Origin of the sequence: Evansella cellulosilytica DSM 2522 (genome assembly GCF_000177235.2) — a bacterium.
GTDB classification, from domain to species: Bacteria; Bacillota; Bacilli; order Bacillales; family Salisediminibacteriaceae; genus Evansella; species Evansella cellulosilytica.
Window position 1 is genome coordinate 2,762,918 of sequence record NC_014829.1, and the last position, 21,154, is coordinate 2,784,071.

Below are 21,154 nucleotides of genomic sequence, written 5' to 3' on the forward strand. Positions count from 1 at the left end.
ATGATAGGACACCCTCGCATTTATTATTGTCAACCGCTTTACTCTTCAGACACTTCATCTTTATTATTGAATACACGCTGCGCAACTGTTTCTGGTTGAACAGCTGATAAAATAACATGATCACTGTCAGCAATAATAACTGCACGTGTTCTTCTCCCGTACGTTGCATCGATAAGCATGTTTCGGTCCCTTGCTTCTGTAATAATTCTCTTAATAGGTGCTGATTCTGGACTTACAATGGAAATAATTCTATTTGCAGATACAATATTTCCAAACCCAATATTAATAAGACGAATATCCATTTTCATTTCCCCTAACTATATAATATGTCATTGTAGTTCATAATCTCTTTCAGTTATTCAATATTCTGTACTTGTTCCCGTATTTTTTCGAGTTCAGATTTTAAATCGACGACAGTTTGACTAATAGATACATCATTCGCTTTTGAACCGATTGTATTTATCTCTCGATTTAACTCTTGTACAAGAAAGTCTAGCTTTCTACCGACAACCTCCGATTGATTTAACACTTGTGAAAACTGTTTTAAATGGCTCTCAATTCGGGTTAGCTCTTCTTGTATGTCTGCTTTATCTGCGTATACTGCCACTTCCGTTAATATACGCGATTCATCAATATCAAGGTTTCCACTCATAAATTCTTGCACCCGTTTCATTAATCGTTCACGGTAATGTGCTTGTACTTGAGGTGCATAGTCCTTTAGTTTTTGTGTACCTTCGTCCATTTTATTAATGCGTTTATGTATATCCTCATAAAGCATTATCCCTTCTCTTTTCCTCATTTCCTTCAATTGGCTAGTAGCTTCAATCGTCCCTTCAATCACCATCGTTTCTAAAGATTCAGCTACACTGTCTGACTCTTGTACTTCAACGACATCCTCATGTAGTAAAAGCTTATCTATAGGAAAGGTTTGTGAGGTAACGTACTTACTACCAATTTCTTCGAATGCTTGATGGTATTCATCTAGCAAATCCCAGTCAACTTGTAAAGAACGATTAACTATACCCTCACCTTTTAAATTAATGAAGACATCAACTTTACCTCTTTTGACCTGCTTCAATATAATTTTCTTTAATTTATCCTCTAGAAAGAAAAATTGTCGGGGCATTCGAATATTTATTTCGCAAAATCTGTGATTTACAGCTCTCATCTCCACTGTTACGTGACAATCCCTGTTTTCCTTTAGAGTTCTTCCATATCCTGTCATACTTATAATCATTTCTATCACATCCACACTTATATTCTAAATTATTTTATCGCCTACAACAAGAGAAAGTATAAGAAACATGTATATCTACACTTAATTCCGTCTTTCTTCGTACATTAAAACATAATTTAACAAGTTATTCCAATATGAAAGTGCATAAATATTGTGAGCATTTTAGGAATTATTTCCTGTGATTATACTTCTTTGCTATAATTAATAATTAGATTATTATTTTAAAGTATTAAAATTTAAATTGTAAGTAAGTATGGGGGTTTTAATATGTCCTTCGATGGCATTGTAACAAGAGCAGTTGTTCATGACATACAAAAAGCATTAATTTCAGGAAGAATCGTAAAAATACACCAACCATATAAGACCGACTTAGTGTTGACCATCAGGGTTCACGGGAGAAATAAATCATTTTTCCTGTCAGCAAACCCTTCTTTTGCTCGCTTTCATATTACAAAGGAGAAATACGACAACCCTCAAGAGCCACCAATGTTTTGCATGTTATTAAGGAAACATTTAGAAGGAAGTGTCCTAGAAAATATTCAACAAACTGGCTTAGAAAGAATTGTGACCTTCTCTTTTAAAGGAACAAATGAAATCGGTGATGTATCGTATAAAACACTAATTATTGAACTAATGGGAAGGCACAGTAATATTCTTTTCGTTAATACGGATGACAATAAAATTATTGATAGCATTAAGCATATCCCACCCTCTCTATCTAGCTATCGCACTGTACTTCCTGGTCAGCCTTATAAGGAGCCGCCACACCTAGAAAAGCTTAATCCATTAGAGGTAACCGAGGAGGATTTACTAAAAAAGCTTGATTTCAATAAAGGAAAAATGAATGAACAATTAATACAACTCTTTAGTGGATTGTCTCCACAAGTAGTGAAAGAAATATTATCTCGTGCAAAATTTACAAATAGAGAGACGCTACCTAAAGCTTTCTTTGACGTGTTAGAACCAATAAAACAGCACAAATACACACCTCAGATGATACAAACGAACGATACAGAGGCTTTCTCTGTTATAGATCTCACACATAAAAATGGAAAAAGACAACAATTTGAAAATGTACACGATCTGTTAGATAGATACTTTTATGGTAAAGCAGAGAGGGATCGTGTAAAGCAACAGGCTCATGACTTAGAAAAATTTTTACGTAACGAATACAATAAAAATAAGAAAAAAATAAAAAAGCTTGAAAAAACATTAAAGGATGCAGATAAAGCTCAAAAGCAACAACGATTCGGTGAGCTTTTAACTGCCCATATGCACATTGTTCGTCAAGGTGACAAAGAAGTAACTGTAACTGATTATTATGACGAAAATCAAGGTACAGTAACGATACCAATTGATCCACAAAAGTCACCAGCTGATAATGCACAACAATATTTTAAACGGTACCATAAATTAAAAAATTCAGTATCGGTAGTTAAGGAACAAATTGTTGCTGCAAAAAATGAAATGAGTTATTTAGATCAACTTATACAGCAAGTAGAAAGTGCTTCACCGCGTGATATAGAAGGGATTCGTGAAGAATTAGCAGAAGAAGGATATATTAAAAAACGCCCGCAAAAAAAACAAAAGAAAAAACAAGAAAAACCTATACTTGATCACTACGTATCCTCTGAAGGTGTCGACATTTATGTCGGTAGAAATAATAAACAAAACGAGTACTTAACAAACCGAATGGCACATCAAAATGATACTTGGTTGCATACAAAGGATATTCCAGGCTCGCATGTTGTTATTCGTAGCACTGAGTTTGGAGAAACTACTCTCAACGAAGCTGCTAACTTAGCAGCATTTTATAGTAAAAGTCGTCATTCAGGTCAAGTGCCCGTTGATTACACGCTTATTCGCCATGTAAAAAAACCTAATGGTGCAAAACCAGGTTATGTAATATATGATAATCAAAATACTTTGTATGTTACACCTGACGAAGACCTTATAAGAAAACTAAAAAAATAAGCAAAAAATTGAGTCATAAGATTATTTTTAACGATCGATTTGAATGTAAGGAATGTGCTTAGTAGCCGAAGCCGCATAAAAAACAACAAAGTTTACGAAAACAGCTTTATTCAAAATCTGTATTCGAAAAGTAAAAAACAGAGGGCACTGAAAAAGTTGTATTGTACTTTTTCAGTGCCTCTTTTTTCATTATCCTGCATTTAAAACTTTAAATTGTGCTTTTACTAATGAATAGTATTCCCCTTTTTGATTCATTAACTCGTCGTGATTACCTTGTTCGATAATATTCCCTTGCTCTAATACAATAATATTATCTGCTTCTCTAATAGTAGATAAACGGTGTGCGATCATAATAGCAGTACGCCCTTCAAGAAGCTTACGCAATGCTTCTTGAATTACTTGCTCTGTTTCTGTATCGATAGACGCTGTCGCTTCATCTAATATTAAAATTTGAGGATCTGCTAATAGTGCACGGGCAAAAGAGATTAACTGTCGCTCTCCAACTGAAAGAACATTACCTCTCTCTTCAACTTCTGTCTCATATCCGTTCTTTAATTGAGATATGAACTTGTGTGCCCCTACAATTTTTGCAGATTCGATTACTTCCTTATCCGTAGCACTTGGACGACCAAAACGGATATTATCCATAATCGTTCCTGAGAAAATAAAAGTATCCTGTAATACGATACTAACCTTTTCACGTAAGCTATCTAGCGTAATATCTCTTAAATCAGTACCATCAATCGTCACTTTTCCTTTAGTAGGGTCATAGAATCTAGTTATTAAATTTACAATAGTCGTTTTCCCACTTCCTGTATGACCAACTAATGCTACAGTTTGCCCAGCATGCATCGTTAAATCGATACCTTTTAGCGCTTTTCTTTCTTCATCATAAGCAAATTCAACATTTTCAAAACGAATTTCACCATTTATATGTTGCAGTTTTTCCGCCTTAGGCTTTTCTGGAACAGAAGGACGCTCATCTAGAAACTCAAATATTCTTTCTGAAGAGGCCATCCCTACTAATAACTGATTATACACTTGCCCCAACCTTGAGATTGGCTCCCAGAACATCCCTATAAAAATAGCAAAAGTTAAGAAGTCTCCAATAGAAATAGACTCGATTTGTATGAGGTACACACCGTACCATAACAAAATTCCAGTTCCGAACGCACCACTCATTTCAACGAATGGACGAAATATAGCATTCTTCTGTGTTGCATTTCTCCACGCTTCATAGTTTTCTTTATTCATTTTTCTAAAAAAACCGATATTTTCTTTTTCTTGTGTATATGATTGTGTGACTCTAATACCTTGAATACTCTCATTCAAGTGTGAATTAATCATAGATTGTTTTATTCTTACATCCTGCCAAGACCTACGTATTTTGCGTCTTAATTTAGTGGAAATTAAAAACATAATTGGAAGGATGACCATGATCGCTAGCGTGAGTTCTGGACTTATCATAAACAATAAGAAGATGATACCACACAACATAATGACATCCATAAGTAGGTTAATAACTCCGTTTGTAAATAAATCTTGCAGTGAATTTACATCGTTTGTTACTCTCACAAGTATTGATCCAGCAGAGCGTTGGTCAAAAAAGCGATGTGAAAGCCGTTGAATATGATCAAACAACGATTTTCTTAAATCAAAAATGACATGTTGCCCAACTTTATTCATATAGTAAATTCTAATCGCATTTCCAGCCCATTGGATCAGATATAATCCAATTAATATAGTGACAATGAGCCATAAAAAGTTAAGACTACCTTCTTCTATAATATTATCAAGTGCATAACTACCAATCAGTATTGGTGCGATAAGGCGGACAGCTGTTGCTAGAACCATACCTAGTATGGCTAAAGGCAATAACTTTTTCGCATATGGTTTCATATAACCAAAAAGCCTTGTCATTTGTTTCCAGTTAAACGGTTTTTCTATTGCATTATCATTTGAATAATGAAATCGTTTAAGTGTTCTATCTTCAACATTCTCTTTCGTTTGTACATCTTTATGTGACAAGCTGTTTCCCCCCTTTATTTCGCTTCCTGTAAGAACGAATTTCTATCTTTGAATTGGATATCATATATGCGGCGATAATGACCATCATTCATGAGAAGTTCATCATGTAAGCCTCTTTCTACAATTTCTCCGTTATCTAGTACGAGAATTTCATCAGCATGCATAAGAGAGGAAATACGGTGTGCGATAATAAATGTTGTCCTCCCTTTCATTACCTCTTTAAATGCTGCCTGAATTTTTGCTTCTGTTTCCATATCTACAGCACTTGTCGCGTCATCTAATATGAGAATACTAGGGTCTATACAAATTGCTCTTGCAATCGCAATTCTTTGTTTTTGACCACCTGAAAGACCCATCCCTCTTTCTCCGAGTACAGTATCGTATCCGTTTGGTAACTCCATAATAAAGTCATGTGCTTGTGCCCTTTTAGCAGCATCTATAATTCTATTCATTGAAGCATCAGGAGAACCATAAGAAATATTATCCTTTATCGAGGAAGAAAACAAAAATGATTCTTGTAAAACAACACCGATATTATGTCTTACTGATTTTAAAGAATAATCATGTAAGGGATGACCATCAATCAATATTTCACCACGACTAGGTTCATAAAAACGAGAAATTAGTTGTGTAATAGACGTTTTACCCGATCCAGTTGCGCCTATTAAACCAATCGTTTTACCTGGTGGAGCATCAAAGGTAATATTTTTTAGAGCTAAGTCATCTTCACTATCATAACGGTGGGTAACATTTTTGAATTGAACATGACCTGTCAAACGATTTACTTCAATAACACCAGGCTCGTCAAAAATATCTTCTTTCTCATCCAATACTTGTAATAGTCGTTCACCAGAAGCCTTTGACTGGGAAAACATATTTACAATAAACCCAAGGTTCATCAGTGGCCCAATAATATACCAAATGGAACTAACAAAAAGTCCGAGGACACCAGGGGTTATTTGACCATCTATAACAAGCCAGCCCCCATACCCTATTAAAACTACGACACAAATATTACCGATTAACTCCATGACTGGGAAATATTTAGCCCAAATGCTTGAAGTATAAATAAACTTGTCTTTATAGTCATTATTTTTGTCATCGAAGCGACCAATTTCAAATTCTTCTTTAGATAACGATTTAACAGTGTTCATACCGCTAATGTTTTCTTGCACTTTCGTATTCATATTTGCAAGGGACTTTCTAATACTACGAAAAGCAGGATGCACCTTTTTATCAAATCTATAAACAGTGACAACTAAAAATGGCATAGCTGCTAATGTAAATAATGCAAGGCTAGGGCTATAGTAAAGCATAATCCCCATGCTCATACTAACTATTAGGACTAAATTAATCAATTGTGCAAATCCATTAGACAAAAAGAAACGGAATCCCTCCACGTCTGCAGTTAAGCGCGACATAAGGTCCCCCGTTCGTGCATTATCGTAATACCTAAATGGTAAAAATTGCAGTTTACGATATAGCGCATTACGCAACTTATAAACGGATTGAATACCGAAAAGTTCCCCTAAATACTGATGGAAATAAACGGCTACCCCTTTTAAAGCGGTTATTAATAAAAATCCGATCGCTACGTAAGGAACGAGATCAAAATTACCTCCAAGTACAATATGGTCAATCGTTACTTGTAAAATGATAGGATAAACTAAAGTAAACCCAGTTACAAAAAGTAATAAAAATACAGAAATGAAAAAATACCGCTTATACGGCCAATAAAATTCCTTTAAACGTTTAAACGTATTCAATCGACGCACCTCCCTATTGTCAAAAAAAAACGATTGAATATTTTTCCCTTCAAAAAATTCTGAGTATTAATTGTTCACAAAATAGTTTAAAAAGGGAACACTATATAATATATCGATTTCCGAAATAATTTGCTAGTCATTAAATCTTTACATTTCGTCATATATTGCCTATATAGCTATTGAAGGTTAAATTACTTAACAAAAACCGATATTTACTGTTATTTCCTTTTGTTTATTTACTTTATCGATTACAGCAGACAAAAGAGTACATAAGACTCATTTATTACATATATTTGGAAGATCCTAAAAGAATGCCAAAATCAATAACATTTTTACAAGTAGTCGTGCTGTTTTCTCTGGAGTGTTTGCAGGCTTCCCATCTTACCTTCATCCCAGTTGTTCCTTCTTCAAGGTCAGGTAGTGCACCAGGTCCACCTCCTTTTATTAATAGTAGCCCACTAATAACCTCTAACATAAAATACAACAGAAAAAAAAACAACTCAAAAGGTTGATTTTCACCATTTGAGCCGCTTTAATAATCATCATTAAAAATTAATCTCTACTTTTTGTAGCAGTACTATTATTGCTGCATGTCACTCCATGCTTGAGGATCTTTACTCCACTTTTCGAGGAGAGGAACATCACTCTCTTCAACCTTTCCCATTTGAACCGCTTCTCCTAGTAATGCAGAATATGTAGTTAAAGAAGATACACGTAGGTTTGCATCTTTGAACGCTTCCTTCGCAATTTCAAACTCATACGTAAATATAGAAGTAACTCCAATGACGTCTCCACCAGCTTCTCTAACTGCATTAGCTGCTTGAATGGAAGATCCTCCAGTTGATATTAAGTCTTCAATAACAACTACCTTTTTACCTGATTCTAATACACCCTCGATCATATTTTGCTTTCCATGCCCTTTTGCTTTTGAGCGGATATATATCATTGGTAATCCGAGTTTGTCTGCTACCCAAGCTGCGTGTGGTATTCCTGCAGTTGCTGTACCAGCAATTACTTCCGCTTCTGAATAGCGCTCTTTAATTTCATTGGCAAATTGGTTCGCAATGCTATCTCTAACTTCTGGGTAAGACATCGTTAATCTATTGTCACAATAAATTGGTGACTTTAAGCCTGAACTCCAAGTAAAAGGGGCATTCGGTTTTAAAGAAACTGCACCAATCGTCAGTAAAGCTTTTGCAATATTTCCGTTCATTATCTTTGACTCCATTCGTTAAAGTATAGTTGATACGCTTCTACCGGGTTATCAGACCGTGTTATTCCTCTCCCCACTACGATTGCACTAGAGCCGTATTGTGCAGCTAATTGAGGTGTTACTATCCGTTGTTGATCATGAGCACTGTCTGATAGTCTCCTAATGCCAGGTGTTAATGTATAGAAAGGGGAAGGGATATTTTCTCTAATTATCCTTACCTCTTGAGCAGAACATACAACACCATCAAGTTCTGCTTCTTTTACACAGTGACATAAATGAAGAACGTGGTCATTAATAGTGAATGGTATTTTCATCTCATTTTGCATGACTGCTTCTGATGTACTTGTAAGTTGCGTAACGGCTATACATAGAGGCACAGAGCCATTTGCTTTTGTACCTGCTATTAAGCCTTCCTTAGCAGCTCTCATCATTTCAATGCCACCCATTGCATGTACATTGACTATGTCAACCTCTAATTGTGCTAATTGCTTCATCGCACGTTTCACTGTTGTAGGAATATCATGAAGCTTTAAATCTAAGAAAATTTGGTGACCCTTCTCTTTTAATTCATTTATAAATGGAATACCTTCACGATAAAATAATTCCATTCCGACTTTTACAAAAAGCTGTTGGTTTTGAAACGGCTCTAAAAATTGATTTACTTCTTCCTTCGTTGGAAAGTCTAGTGCTACAATTAACGGATATTGTTGCATAGAGAGCTCCTTCCTACTATCGAGGCTAATGTATCAATCCCTAGCTCATCCATACGATTCTCTAATTGATCAATAAGGTTTGGACAAGCAAAAGGGTCGATAAAGTTCGCAGTACCAACTGCAACTGCACTAGCACCTGCCATCATAAACTCTAAAATATCATCTACTTCATAGATTCCACCCATACCAATAATTGGAATTGACACTTGTTGACTTACGTCATGGATCATTCTTATTGCCACAGGTTTAATCGCTGCACCAGATAGACCCCCGGTTTTGTTTGCTAATATAGGTTGTCCTGTCTTTAAATCAATTCTCATCCCTAATAATGTATTAATCATACTTAATCCATCAGCACCAGCTTGTTCAACAGCTTTGGCTATTTCTACGATATCAGTAACATTTGGTGATAGTTTTACGTATACGGGAACTTGCGATACTGCTTTCACCTTTTCTGTTAGGTTGGCTGCTGTGCTAGCATCAGTACCAAACGTAATTCCCCCCTCTTTTACATTAGGGCAGGAGATGTTTAGTTCAATGGCATTTACATTTTTAACTTTCGAGATTGCTTTCGTTACTTCCATATAATCTTCAACTTGATAGCCAGCAATATTTACTACTATCGGTGTATCATATTGCTCAAGCCAAGGAAGTTCATGCTCTAACACATGAGCTAACCCTGGGTTTTGTAATCCTATTGCATTAAGCATACCGCCTGGTGTTTCTGCTACTCGTGGTGTTGCATTCCCTTTACGTTCTTCTACTGTAACTGCTTTTACACATATAGCACCTAAACGGTTTAAATCATAAAAATTCGCATATTCTTGGCCAAACGCAAAACATCCAGAAGCCGGCATGACTGGGTTTTTCATATTTAAGCCTGGTAAACTTACTGCTATTCTACTCATAAAATCACCTCGCCAGCCTCAAATACAGGACCATCACTACAAATCTTTGCATAAGATTTTCCAGTATCCTTATTCCGTTCATTTAAATCACACACACATGCTAAACAAGCACCTACACCGCAGCCCATTCTTTCCTCTAATGAAATAAAGCCCGGAGAGCTTGCTATAGACTCAACCGCACGAAGCATTGGTTTTGGCCCACAAGTATAAAACAATTCATAATCACTTAATGTTTCTAAAGCATCTGTTACAAAACCTTTAATACCTTTAGAACCGTCTTCTGTCGTGATCTTTAATTCTCCAAGCTCTGCAAATTCTTTTTCTAGAAAAATATCCTTATCACTACGAAATCCAAGAATCGTAATGACCTTAACTCCATTAGCAGTTAATTGTTTAGCTAAGTAGTAGAGTGGGGGAATTCCCACTCCACCTCCTACTAATACACATGTATTCTCTTTTGTAGCCGCGTCAACTGGGAATCCTTGACCTAATGGACCGAGTATATTTACCGTATCACCGACAAGCATTTCAGATAACATCTTTGTTCCTTTTCCTTCGACTCTGTAGATCATCGTTAATCGTTCGTTATCTACATCAACATCACATATACTTATTGGTCTTCTAAGTGTTGGATCAATCCCTTTTCCTACTCGTACATTGACGAACTGTCCTGGATTTTTCAATAATTTACTTAATGGACCCGTTAATTCTATTTTGAATATTTTAGGTGCTATTTCTATTTGTTCGTTTATTCTCATATCATCAACGATCATACATTAACCCTCTTTTTCATTGAATCTTCCTGTCCCATTGCTTCAGCAGAAAAAGTGATCATTTCCATTACACGAAGAAGTGCTTCAGCTGTATCAATAGACGTTAAGCAAACAATGCCATGCTCTACTGCTTCTCTACGAATTCGGAATCCGTCTCTCGCTACTTGCTTCCCTTTAGTTAACGTGTTGATAATATATTGTACTTGTCCTCCTTCAATGACATCTAACATGTCTGGAGTCTCTCCACCTATTTTCGAGACGACAGTGACTGGAATGTTTTCTTCTTGAATACTTTTTGCTGTCCCTTCTGTCGCTAATAAATGATAACCGATTCGGTGGAATCTTTTTGCAAGCTGCATTGCTTCGTCTTTATCCTTGTCAGCAATTGTAAATAAGACAGAACCGTGTGTTGGAATCTTCATACCTGATGCAATTAGCCCTTTATACAATGCTTTTTCTAATGTGTAGTCACGACCCATTACTTCACCTGTAGACTTCATCTCTGGTCCTAGTGTAATATCAACACTTCTTAATTTGGCAAAGGAGAATACAGGAACCTTTACTGATACAAGCTCTGGTTCTGGTAAACATCCTGTTTCAAAGCCTTGTGATGGTAAACTTTGACCTAATATCGCTTTCGTCGCGATGTTAGCCATATTTACACCAGTAATTTTACTTAAAAACGGTACAGTTCGGCTCGATCTAGGGTTAACCTCTAATACGTATATTTCGTCGCGATGGATAACAAACTGGATGTTCAATAGTCCAATAATGTTAAATCCGCGAGCCAATCGTATCGTGTAATCGATTAATTGCTGCTTTAATTGATGACTAATATTTTGTGATGGATATACTGCAATTGAGTCACCAGAGTGAACACCTGCTCGTTCAATATGCTCCATTACCCCTGGAATTACGACAGTTTCTCCATCAGAAATAGCGTCTACCTCTATTTCTTTTCCTGTTAAGTATCGGTCTATCAATACTGGGTGCTTTTCATTTACTTTTACTGCACGATCCATATATTTTAATAAATCCTGCTCATTATAAACAATCTCCATTGCTCTTCCTCCAAGTACGTAGGAAGGGCGAACTAAAACTGGGTATCCAATACCATTTGCGATTGTCACAGCCTCGTTAACTGAGGTTGCTGTTTTTCCTTCTGGCTGAGGGATTTCAAGCTGCATTAAAGTTTGTTCAAACTTGTCTCTGTTCTCAGCACGATCCATATTTTCTAGCGATGTTCCTAATAACTTTACACCTCTAGCTTCAAGATCTGCAGCAAGGTTTAAAGCAGTTTGTCCACCGAACTGAACAATTACACCAATTGGATTTTCTTGAAGTATAACGTGCATCACATCTTCAACAGTCAGTGGCTCGAAATATAGCTTATCCGATATTTGAAAGTCCGTTGATACCGTTTCAGGGTTATTGTTAATAATGATTGCTTCATATCCTGCTTCTTGAATTGCTTTAACTGTATGCACAGTAGCATAATCAAACTCAATACCTTGCCCGATTCTAATTGGTCCTGATCCTAGAACAAGAACAGATTGCTTTTCCGTTTGCTTCGATTCGTTCTCATCTTCGTACGTACCATAATAGTATGGTGTTTCTGATGCAAATTCAGCAGCACACGTATCTACCATTTTATATACTGGAAGGATTTGCTGTTCTTTTCTATACGCTTCGATCTCTTCTACACTGCTTTTCAACAAATGCGCAATCTCTACATCTGAAAAACCTAGTTCCTTTGCCTCTCTTATTGCGGTAGCATCGAAGCCAGCTGCTGTTAATGTTTTTTCCATTAATATAATTCGTCTTATTTGGTAAAGGAAGAAACGATCAATTTTCGTCATATCAAATAACTCTTCCATATCATAGCCTAAACGGAATGCTTCAGCGACTAAAATAAGGCGTTCATCGTCAGCGTTAACGAGACGTGTACGTAATTCCTCATGCGAGATATCTAATTGTTTATTAAAGCGAATATGATTTAAATCAACTTCCGTTGACCTAATTGCTTTTAATAACGATTCAGGAATGTTTCTCCCGATTGCCATTACTTCTCCCGTTGCTTTCATTTGTGTCCCTAGTTTTCGATTTGCAGCATCAAATTTATCAAAAGGCCATCTAGGAATTTTTGTGACAACATAGTCTAATGCAGGTTCAAAGCTAGCATAGGTTGTATGTGTAATTGGATTTTCACACTCATCTAAATGGTAACCAACTGCAATTTTTGCTGACAATTTTGCAATCGGATATCCTGTTGCTTTAGATGCTAATGCTGATGACCTACTTACCCTAGGGTTCACCTCAATGATGAAGTAATTTTCACTGTCAGGATCTAGCGCAAACTGAACGTTACACCCACCTTGAATGCCTAATGCTCTTATAATTTTTAAAGAGGAATTTCTTAAAATTTGATATTCTCTATCTGTCATCGTTTGGCTTGGTGCAACAACGATTGAATCACCAGTATGAATACCAACAGGATCTATATTCTCCATGTTACATACAACGATTGCTTGGTTATTTGCATCACGCATAACTTCATATTCAATTTCTTTAAATCCTGCAATACTCTTCTCTATTAAACATTGATTAACTGGACTCTGATGTAAGCCACCTAATACGATCTCTCTTAACTGTTCCTCATTATAAACGAGCCCACCACCAGTTCCACCTAGCGTGTACGCAGGGCGAACGATAACAGGATAGCCGATTTCTTCAACAAATTTCATTGCTCCATCTAATGATTGAACAATATCACTTGGTGGTACAGGTTCATTTAGTTCATTCATTAGAGACCTGAACATTTCACGATCTTCTGCCTTTTGAATCGCTTCTAAGTTTGTTCCTAACAGCTCAACCCCATACTCATCAAGAATGCCCGATTCAGATAACTCGACTGCGAGGTTAAGGCCTGTCTGACCACCTAATGTCGCTAAAATACCATCAGGCTGCTCTTGGCGAATAACACGGCTTACAAAATCTACAGTTAATGGCTCAATATACACACGATCTGCAACAGATTCATCCGTCATGATAGTAGCAGGGTTTGAGTTAATTAAAATAACTTCATAACCTTCTTCCATTAATGCTTGACAAGCTTGTGTTCCTGCATAATCAAACTCCGCTGCTTGTCCAATAATAATTGGACCTGATCCTATAACTAATATTTTTTTTATGTCAGTACGTTTAGGCATGGGTAATCCCCTTTCTAGATGAATCAAGCATCTCTCGAAATTCTTTAAATAAATCCTGTGCATCTTCAGGACCTGGTGAAGCCTCTGGATGATATTGCACACTAAATGCTAACTCTTCCGTATGGCGAATCCCTTCGATTGAACCGTCATTAACGTTAACATGAGTTACTTCTAACTTTGTCCCCGATAAGCTGTCAGGATGAACAGTATACCCATGGTTTTGAGCTGTAATTGCAATTTGACCTGTTCGTAGATCTTTTACTGGATGATTGCTTCCACGATGTCCGAACTTCATTTTTACTGTTTCAGCTCCACAAGCTAGCGCCAATAACTGGTGTCCTAGGCAAATACCGAAAATTGGTACTTCTCCAATTAATTGTCTCACTGTTTCAATACATTCTTTTACGTCCTTTGGATCGCCAGGGCCGTTACTTAACACAATACCATCCGGTTGAAAAAGTCTAATTTCTTCCGCGGTTGTATTATGAGGCACTACCATTACTTCATAACCTTCCGCTACAAGGTTTTTAACAATTCCTTTTTTTACTCCATAATCGATGAGGACTACACGCTCTTTTGTTCCAGGGTTAACGAACCTAGTTTTTGTTGATACCCGAGAAACTTGATCTGTTGGAAATGGGATCTCTTTTAAATGAGAAACGACTTCCTCAACATTGACATCGGCAGCACAAATCCGCCCTTTCAACGTACCATTTTCTCGAATCATTCTCGTTAGCTTCCGTGTATCAATCCCTTCAATACCAGGAATATCAAAGTGCTTTAACCATTCATCTAGAGAAAGATTTGAACGAAAATGACTAGGATACGCTGAAGCTTCTTTTACAATTAACCCGTGTATATTTGGAATGATGCTTTCAAAGTCGTCGCGGTTTATTCCATAGTTCCCAATAAGTGGATACGTCATTGTTACAATTTGGCCACAGTAAGAAGGATCAGACATTACTTCTTGATAGCCAGTCATCCCTGTATTGAAAACAACTTCTCCATCTTTTTCTTTATCACTGCCAATCCCATTTCCTTCAAGGACTTCTCCATTTTCTAATACTAATAATCTCTTCATGACGTGACCTCCTCGTTTTTCCATGCTGTCTTTCCTGATACTACTGTTTGAATCGGCCAGGCTGTTAACACCTCATTTGCAAATGGTGTATTTTTCCCTTTCGATAAAAACTGATCTACATTTACCTTATCTGTCAGATCCACATTAATAATTGTAAAGTCCGCGACGTTCCCTTCTTGTAATCGCCCATACGGTAAATTAAATGCATCTGCAGGCTTTTCTGTCAACCATTGAATGAGTTCATGTAATTGGCAAATACCTGTTTTAACTAGTTTCGTATATAAAAGTGGAAATGCTATTTCTAAACCGACAATTCCAAAAGGTGCTTCCTCAATAGCCAGTGCTTTTTCCTCTGCGGTATGAGGTGCGTGATCGGTTGCAATAAAATCAATTGTGCCATCTAGTAGTCCTTCTATTAGTGCTTCTTTATCTTGCTTACTACGTAGTGGGGGATTCATTTTATAATTTGTATCTTTACTAGGAATATCATCTTCACACAAAATCAAATGGTGTGGCGTGACTTCAGCCGTTACTTTAATACCTGCACGTTTTGCATCTCTAATTACTCGTACAGATTCCTTCGTACTTACATGACAAACGTGATAATGAGCACCTGCAGCTTCTGCTAACAGGACATCTCGAGCAATATGTACGGATTCTGCTGCTGATAATATGCCTGGAACCCCATGCTCCTTTGAAAATTCACCTTCATGGACTGCTCCACCATATAAAAGACTATTATCCTCACAGTGAGCAACAATCGCTTTGTTTACTTTTGCAGCTAACACCATCGCTTCATACATTTTCCCAGCTTCTTGTACACCAACACCGTCATCTGTGAAAGCGAAAGCGCCAAGATCTGTTAATGTTTTCATATCCGTAAGCGTCTTACCCAATTGTCGTTCTGTAATGGAAGCATAAGGTAATACACGGACGTGGCCTTTATCTTTCATTGCTTGATGAATATCTCGAAAATGTTCAGGTGTGTCTGGAACAGGTCGTGTATTTGGCATCGCTGCTATTGTAGTAAATCCACCTCTTGCAGCTGCCATCGTTCCTGTTTCAATTGTTTCTTTTTTTTCACCACCTGGCTCTCTTAAGTGGACGTGTAAGTCAACGAACCCTGGTGTGATAAGCATGCCATTAACATCTATTACATCATCAAATCCCGATACGTTTACTTCTTCATGAAAAATCTTTTCAATCTTTCCAGTTTCTGTGTTGATATGTAAGGAGAGGTTTTCTCTCTCTCCTTTATCATTAAATGTATACCCATTTTTATATAGCACGTTCATATGTTTTTACCTCCATTAAATCTAAGACGTAAGCTAAAACTGCTTTTCTAACAAGGACACCATTTCTCATTTGCTTGAAAATTCTAGATCTAGTACATTCAACGAGCTCACTAGCTAACTCTACATCTCTGTTCACTGGTGCAGGGTGCATAATAATTGCATGATTTCTCATCATTTTTTCTCTATCCACTGTTAGTCCAAATTGATCATGATAATCCTTTTTCGACCAACCGCCTGCATCTCCATGTCTTTCTGTTTGAATACGTAACATCATCATGACATCAGCTGATTTTACCGCATCATCCATAGAAATGACATTTCCTTGAGTAATGCTTTCATCCATCCAATCCTCAGGACCTGCAAATGAAACTTTTGCTCCAAGCTTTCGAAGAATATTTGCATTCGTTCTTGCCACTCTACTATGACGAATATCTCCACATATAACGACATGAACACCTTGAAAAATAACAAACTCTTGTTGAATCGTTAATAAGTCTAATAATGACTGGGTTGGATGATCACCAGCTCCGTCTCCAGCGTTAATAATCGGAATCGAGATGTTGTCTAATTCGTCATAGTAAGCTTTTTCTGGATGTCTAACAACGACTGCTTTACAACCAATTGTTTCGAGCGTTTTAATCGTATCGTATAGTGTCTCTCCTTTTTGAACACTAGATGATCCAACATCAAACTGAAGTGAATGTAGTCCTAATTCTTTTTGAGCCATTTCAAAACTACATTTTGTACGAGTACTAGGTTCAAAAAATAAGTTTGCGACAGATATTGGTGTATCCCCTTGCTTAAATAACGCAGTCTCCATTTGATTTGCTTTATACAAAATTGCTTCTAACTGCTCTAAAGATAGGTCTTCTAAAGTTCGTAATTGTTTCATGGTACCCTCTCCTTATAAGAATAGTTAACTGTTTTGGAGTGTTAGGGTAAATTGAAAGCACCCTAACGTTAATCGTGGGTGCTCACAAACCACTGTGCTTAACACACAGTGTAAGAGGTCCTTTTTTAAGAACTTCTTATGTGCCACCCTTGAAAGCCTCACAGGACTTTTTTAAAGGATGATGCTATTGTTTTTCTTTATCCATTTTTACATTTAAGCTTTGAAACATTTCCTCAGATTTTTTTATGTGTGGTCTTCCTGGAATAACTAAATTCAAAATGATTCCGACAATAGCTGCTAACGCCATACCTGGGATCTCAATCTCGTCGGTAATGTGAATAACACCACCACCGATACCAAGGACTAAAATAACCGATGATATAATCAAATTTCTTTTTTCACCAATATTGATCTTATTATCAATTAGCATTCTTAACCCGCTTGATGCGATAATACCGAATAATAAAATGGATACCCCACCCATCACTGCCGATGGAATTGTTTGTATGATTGCAGAAACTTTACCGATAAAACCAAAAGCGATTGCAATGACTGCTGCGCCACCTATGACAAAAACACTAAAAACTCTCGTAATTGCTACAACACCTATATTTTCTCCGTATGTTGTATTCGGTGGTCCTCCTAAGAACGAGCTAATGATTGTTGCTACTCCATCCCCGAATATAGAACGATGTAAACCTGGCTTCTCAACAAAATTTTTACCAACAACTTTACTTAGTACCATTTGGTCTCCGATATGCTCAGATAGTGTTACTACTGCAACTGGAACCATAATTGCAATGATTGCCCATGAAAAGCTAGGTGTAAATGTCACAAATGGAATATAAAATTCTGGTACTGCAAACCACGCTGCGTCTCTAATAGGAGAAGTATCTATCATTCCAAAAAAGAGAGAAATGATATATCCACCAACAATCCCGATTAGAATTGGAATTAGTCCAAAGAACCCTCTAAAAAATATTGCTCCTACTACTGTAATTAAAAGGGTCAACAATGCTATCGTAAATAACGTTCCATCCCATATTGGTTCAGGCGTTCCAATTGTTTCTGGAAGATACATTGCCATTTCAAGCGCTACAGGGGCTAAGCCTAGTCCGATAACCATAATGACAGGTCCTACTACGATTGGTGGCAATAAGTTCATCAGCCACCGGACGCCACCTGCTTTTATAACTAATGCTACTACCCCATATACGAGACCAGCTACAAAACTTCCTACTAGCATGCCTTCAATTCCACCAATGGTAATCGCAGCTATCATTGGGTTAATAAAAGCAAAGGACGATCCTAAATAAGCTGGTATTTGTCCTCTCGTTACAATCAAGTAGGCTAAAGTTCCTAAACCACTTGATACAAGAGCAACAGCTGGGCTAATTTCAACAATGGTTGGTACAAGAATAGTTGCACCAAACATCGCAAACAAGTGCTGAATACTTAATATTAACCAACGATCAAAACGCGGTACTTCTTTTATTCCTACGGTTCTTTGTTCATTCATTTTCTGTTCCTCCTCTAATAGAGTTGATCATTCAAAAAACTCCTTAATGAGGTAATTCGCTATATCTAGTATGAGTACTAGGTGTAATAGTATTCACATATAGGAGAAGAGAATACCCCTTCTTAGTCTCGCAGGACTACTTTAATGGGAAGCCTTTTGTTTTATCATTACTTCGTCTTTACCATCTACTTCATGTAAGTTTGCTTCTACTACTTCAGAGTTTGATGTCGGTACATTCTTCCCAACAAAATCTGGACGAATAGGTAGCTCTCGGTGTCCTCTATCAATAAGAACAGCTAGTTGAATTTGAGATGGCCTTCCTAAATCGATTAAAGCATCGAGAGCCGCTCTTACAGTTCTACCAGTGTATAAAACATCATCTACAAGAATAACTGTCTTATTCGTTATATCAACTGAAATATTTGTCCCTTTTAACTCTGGATCTTCATTTATTGTTTTCTTTGTTAAATCATCTCGGTATAGTGTGATATCAACTTCACCAACACCAATTGGTTCACCTTCAATTTCTTCAATTCTTTTAGCCAGACGCTCTGCTAAGTATATTCCTCTTGTTTTAATACCTACTATTAAACAGTGTTGAATGCCTTTGTTCCGTTCAATAATTTCGTGTGCAATTCTTGTTAATGCTCTTCTTACTGCTTGCTCATCCATAATTCTCTTCGTCATTTAAATCCCTCTTTTCAAAGTGGCATCATTTTATTAACAAGGATTCCTTATGTATTTATGGCATAAAAAACCCTCTTACTTAGCAGTAAGAGGGTAAAAATACGTAGACATACGTAAATTAGGTACACTTCCCCTAGGAAATGTCTGTCCCTTTTCAGCCTCACTGGACTGCTATTAAAGGTAATCCGTTATTAAATTCTTCTGTAATTATGTCATTCATGTCGTAGTTTGTCAACGCTCAATTTTTTTAATTTCCGTTAAAACCGTTTCCATGTCATGTGGCATTGGTACTTGAAATGTTTTTAATTCGTTAGTTGATGGATGTTGAAAACCTAGTAGCTCAGCATGTAACGCTTGTCCTTCTATCGGGAATTTTTGTTTTTTTCTTGGACCATACTTCGGATCTCCGACGATTGGGAACCCGATATACTTCAAGTGGACTCTAATTTGATGTGTTCGCCCTGTTTCAAGTTCACAAGAGACTAGTGTATGTCTATAAAACCTTTCAACTACTTGAAAATGGGTAACTGCATCACGACTATTTTTTTCGGTAACCATCATACTTTGACGATCTTCAGGATTTCTTCCGATAGGTGCGTCAATCGTTCCTTTATCATGCGGAATAATTCCAGATACTATTGCATAATAGCGTCGCTTTGTTTCTTTGTTTTTCAGTTGGTTCACAAGAGATTCATGGGCACGATCATTTTTAGCTACCATTAATAATCCAGAAGTGTCTTTGTCAATTCTATGCACTATCCCTGGTCGCATTACCCCATTTATGCCTGATAAATCATGACAATGATACATCAAACCATTTACTAAAGTCCCTGTGTAGTGACCTGGGGCTGGATGAACAACCATCCCTCTCGGTTTATTTACTACGAGTACATCTCCGTCTTCATAAATTATATCCAGGTTAAGGTTTTCTGCTGGTATTTCTAGCGGGATTGGATCTGGTTCACGGATCTCAATATGATCCCCAGCCTTGACCTTGTATTTACTTTTAATAGGAGTCCCATTTACTTGAATATGATTATCGACAATCCACTGTTGAATAATTGTTCTTGACCACTGTGGAAAATGATCGGAAATAAATTTGTCTATTCTTACTCCATTTTCCTCTGATGTTATTTCATATAGTTCCATGTTTAATTTACCTTCCCTTGCTTTTTATCTTCTAAATAAATAATAAAAATAACGAATATAAAGCCAATTACTAATGCACAATCAGCAACATTAAAAATTGGATAATTGTAAGAAAAAATAAAAACATCTATAAAATCTACTACTTCACCATATATTACCCTATCTATAAAGTTTCCTATAGCCCCTCCTAATATGAGCCCTAACGATATACCAAGCCATTTATTATTTTCGACCTTTGTTTGTATGTAATAAATGATAAAACCTACTACTATGGCAGTTACAATATAGAATAACCACATTTGTCCAGGTAATATACCGAATGCAGCCCCTGGATTTCGATGAGATGTCAAATATAAAAAACCTTCAATAATAGGAATACTTTGCCTTAATTCCATATTAGAAATAACAAGCAACTTTGTTAATTGATCGACAATAATGATAATGATTGCAATTAAGTAATATACCATCTGTTCCTCCAAGAGAATTATACTATAACTAATTTAATCGTACTCATGCATTTTAGCATAGTGATATGCTACAAACAATTTATTTATTAACAACATTATGAGGAACATTTCGTATTGCTTTCCTATAATCGGGTTATCGTTAAAATTTCGTATCTATTTTTGGTGGTGCAATCATCTTATTTTCATTTTTCTTCTTTCTCGTGTGTCATTGCCTTTGTACGACACATCTTATTTTCATTCTTC

The 21,154-nt window shown here is 36.6% G+C and carries 18 protein-coding genes; 1 reads left to right on the top strand and 17 read right to left on the bottom strand.

Annotated features, from left to right (window positions below):
* Nucleotides 1-38: 38 nt before the first annotated feature.
* Complete coding sequence (gene remA, locus BCELL_RS12675; protein WP_013489149.1) at nt 39-302, bottom strand: extracellular matrix/biofilm regulator RemA; 264 nt, start codon at nt 300-302, stop codon at nt 39-41.
* A 53-nt stretch (nt 303-355) separates the two neighbouring features.
* Entirely contained in the window at nt 356-1,237 is an 882-nt protein-coding gene (locus tag BCELL_RS12680; RefSeq protein WP_013489150.1) for a YicC/YloC family endoribonuclease, read from the bottom strand.
* 267 nt (nt 1,238-1,504) lie between these two features.
* On the opposite strand from BCELL_RS12680, the gene BCELL_RS12685 reads away from it, so the two are divergent.
* On the top strand, nt 1,505-3,211 hold the full coding sequence (locus BCELL_RS12685) for an Rqc2 family fibronectin-binding protein (RefSeq protein ID WP_013489151.1): 1,707 nt from the start codon (nt 1,505-1,507) through the stop codon (nt 3,209-3,211).
* 189 nt (nt 3,212-3,400) lie between these two features.
* Here the strand turns inward: BCELL_RS12685 and BCELL_RS12690 are convergent, their stop codons facing one another.
* The 15 genes from BCELL_RS12690 to lspA all read right to left on the bottom strand — a co-directional run bounded on the left by BCELL_RS12690 (nt 3,401) and on the right by lspA (nt 20,911).
* Nucleotides 3,401-5,239 carry an ABC transporter ATP-binding protein gene (locus BCELL_RS12690; protein ID WP_013489152.1) on the bottom strand — a complete coding sequence of 613 codons (1,839 nt, stop codon included), beginning with the start codon at nt 5,237-5,239 and terminating at the stop codon, nt 3,401-3,403.
* Nucleotides 5,240-5,253: 14 nt separating this feature from the next.
* A complete protein-coding gene (locus BCELL_RS12695) occupies nt 5,254-7,005 on the bottom strand; it encodes an ABC transporter ATP-binding protein (RefSeq protein ID WP_013489153.1) in 1,752 nt (583 codons plus the stop codon).
* A 283-nt stretch (nt 7,006-7,288) separates the two neighbouring features.
* A complete protein-coding gene (locus BCELL_RS12700; protein ID WP_157184197.1) occupies nt 7,289-7,480 on the bottom strand; it encodes a hypothetical protein in 192 nt (63 codons plus the stop codon).
* Nucleotides 7,481-7,585: 105 nt separating this feature from the next.
* Nucleotides 7,586-8,218, bottom strand: coding sequence for an orotate phosphoribosyltransferase (gene pyrE / locus BCELL_RS12705; RefSeq protein WP_013489154.1), 633 nt, complete (start codon nt 8,216-8,218; stop codon nt 7,586-7,588).
* Nucleotides 8,218-8,931, bottom strand: a complete 714-nt coding sequence (pyrF, locus tag BCELL_RS12710; protein WP_013489155.1) for an orotidine-5'-phosphate decarboxylase — start codon at nt 8,929-8,931, stop codon at nt 8,218-8,220. The genes pyrE and pyrF overlap by 1 nt, the downstream gene beginning before the upstream one ends.
* The gene (locus BCELL_RS12715) at nt 8,913-9,839 is read right to left on the bottom strand and encodes a dihydroorotate dehydrogenase (protein ID WP_013489156.1); all 927 of its coding nucleotides are present in this window, start codon (nt 9,837-9,839) and stop codon (nt 8,913-8,915) included. Before BCELL_RS12715 ends, pyrF begins: the two co-directional genes overlap by 19 nt.
* Nucleotides 9,836-10,612: a dihydroorotate dehydrogenase electron transfer subunit gene (locus tag BCELL_RS12720; protein ID WP_013489157.1), complete on the bottom strand. Its 777-nt coding sequence runs from the start codon at nt 10,610-10,612 to the stop codon at nt 9,836-9,838. Before BCELL_RS12720 ends, BCELL_RS12715 begins: the two co-directional genes overlap by 4 nt.
* Entirely contained in the window at nt 10,609-13,821 is a 3,213-nt protein-coding gene (gene carB, locus BCELL_RS12725) for a carbamoyl-phosphate synthase large subunit (protein WP_013489158.1), read from the bottom strand. Before carB ends, BCELL_RS12720 begins: the two co-directional genes overlap by 4 nt.
* Nucleotides 13,814-14,902: a glutamine-hydrolyzing carbamoyl-phosphate synthase small subunit gene (gene carA / locus BCELL_RS12730; RefSeq protein WP_013489159.1), complete on the bottom strand. Its 1,089-nt coding sequence runs from the start codon at nt 14,900-14,902 to the stop codon at nt 13,814-13,816. Before carA ends, carB begins: the two co-directional genes overlap by 8 nt.
* Nucleotides 14,899-16,197, bottom strand: coding sequence for a dihydroorotase (locus tag BCELL_RS12735; protein WP_013489160.1), 1,299 nt, complete (start codon nt 16,195-16,197; stop codon nt 14,899-14,901). The genes carA and BCELL_RS12735 overlap by 4 nt, the downstream gene beginning before the upstream one ends.
* The gene (locus BCELL_RS12740; RefSeq protein WP_013489161.1) at nt 16,181-17,089 is read right to left on the bottom strand and encodes an aspartate carbamoyltransferase catalytic subunit; all 909 of its coding nucleotides are present in this window, start codon (nt 17,087-17,089) and stop codon (nt 16,181-16,183) included. Before BCELL_RS12740 ends, BCELL_RS12735 begins: the two co-directional genes overlap by 17 nt.
* Nucleotides 17,090-17,273: 184 nt before the next feature.
* Complete coding sequence (locus BCELL_RS12745; RefSeq protein ID WP_013489162.1) at nt 17,274-18,608, bottom strand: solute carrier family 23 protein; 1,335 nt, start codon at nt 18,606-18,608, stop codon at nt 17,274-17,276.
* A 141-nt stretch (nt 18,609-18,749) separates the two neighbouring features.
* Nucleotides 18,750-19,295: a bifunctional pyr operon transcriptional regulator/uracil phosphoribosyltransferase PyrR gene (gene pyrR / locus BCELL_RS12750; protein WP_013489163.1), complete on the bottom strand. Its 546-nt coding sequence runs from the start codon at nt 19,293-19,295 to the stop codon at nt 18,750-18,752.
* A gap of 231 nt (nt 19,296-19,526) precedes the next feature.
* The gene (locus tag BCELL_RS12755; RefSeq protein ID WP_013489164.1) at nt 19,527-20,444 is read right to left on the bottom strand and encodes an RluA family pseudouridine synthase; all 918 of its coding nucleotides are present in this window, start codon (nt 20,442-20,444) and stop codon (nt 19,527-19,529) included.
* Between the two features lie 2 nt (nt 20,445-20,446).
* Entirely contained in the window at nt 20,447-20,911 is a 465-nt protein-coding gene (gene lspA / locus BCELL_RS12760) for a signal peptidase II (protein WP_013489165.1), read from the bottom strand.
* Nucleotides 20,912-21,154 lie beyond the last annotated feature (243 nt).

Bases quoted from the DNA above. Each gene is read 5' to 3' on its own strand.
- carA (WP_013489159.1), bottom strand. From the start codon at position 14,902: ATGAAGAGATTATTAGTATTAGAAAATGGAGAAGTCCTTGAAGGAAAT.
- BCELL_RS12700 (WP_157184197.1), bottom strand. From the start codon at position 7,480: ATGTTAGAGGTTATTAGTGGGCTACTATTAATAAAAGGAGGTGGACCT.
- carB (WP_013489158.1), bottom strand. From the start codon at position 13,821: ATGCCTAAACGTACTGACATAAAAAAAATATTAGTTATAGGATCAGGT.
- remA (WP_013489149.1), bottom strand. From the start codon at position 302: ATGGATATTCGTCTTATTAATATTGGGTTTGGAAATATTGTATCTGCA.
- pyrE (WP_013489154.1), bottom strand. From the start codon at position 8,218: ATGAACGGAAATATTGCAAAAGCTTTACTGACGATTGGTGCAGTTTCT.
- pyrR (WP_013489163.1), bottom strand. From the start codon at position 19,295: ATGACGAAGAGAATTATGGATGAGCAAGCAGTAAGAAGAGCATTAACA.
- lspA (WP_013489165.1), bottom strand. From the start codon at position 20,911: ATGGTATATTACTTAATTGCAATCATTATCATTATTGTCGATCAATTA.
- BCELL_RS12720 (WP_013489157.1), bottom strand. From the start codon at position 10,612: ATGATCGTTGATGATATGAGAATAAACGAACAAATAGAAATAGCACCT.
- BCELL_RS12685 (WP_013489151.1), top strand. From the start codon at position 1,505: ATGTCCTTCGATGGCATTGTAACAAGAGCAGTTGTTCATGACATACAA.
- BCELL_RS12740 (WP_013489161.1), bottom strand. From the start codon at position 17,089: ATGAAACAATTACGAACTTTAGAAGACCTATCTTTAGAGCAGTTAGAA.
- pyrF (WP_013489155.1), bottom strand. From the start codon at position 8,931: ATGCAACAATATCCGTTAATTGTAGCACTAGACTTTCCAACGAAGGAA.
- BCELL_RS12715 (WP_013489156.1), bottom strand. From the start codon at position 9,839: ATGAGTAGAATAGCAGTAAGTTTACCAGGCTTAAATATGAAAAACCCA.
- BCELL_RS12745 (WP_013489162.1), bottom strand. From the start codon at position 18,608: ATGAATGAACAAAGAACCGTAGGAATAAAAGAAGTACCGCGTTTTGAT.
- BCELL_RS12680 (WP_013489150.1), bottom strand. From the start codon at position 1,237: ATGATTATAAGTATGACAGGATATGGAAGAACTCTAAAGGAAAACAGG.
- BCELL_RS12755 (WP_013489164.1), bottom strand. From the start codon at position 20,444: ATGGAACTATATGAAATAACATCAGAGGAAAATGGAGTAAGAATAGAC.
- BCELL_RS12735 (WP_013489160.1), bottom strand. From the start codon at position 16,197: ATGAACGTGCTATATAAAAATGGGTATACATTTAATGATAAAGGAGAG.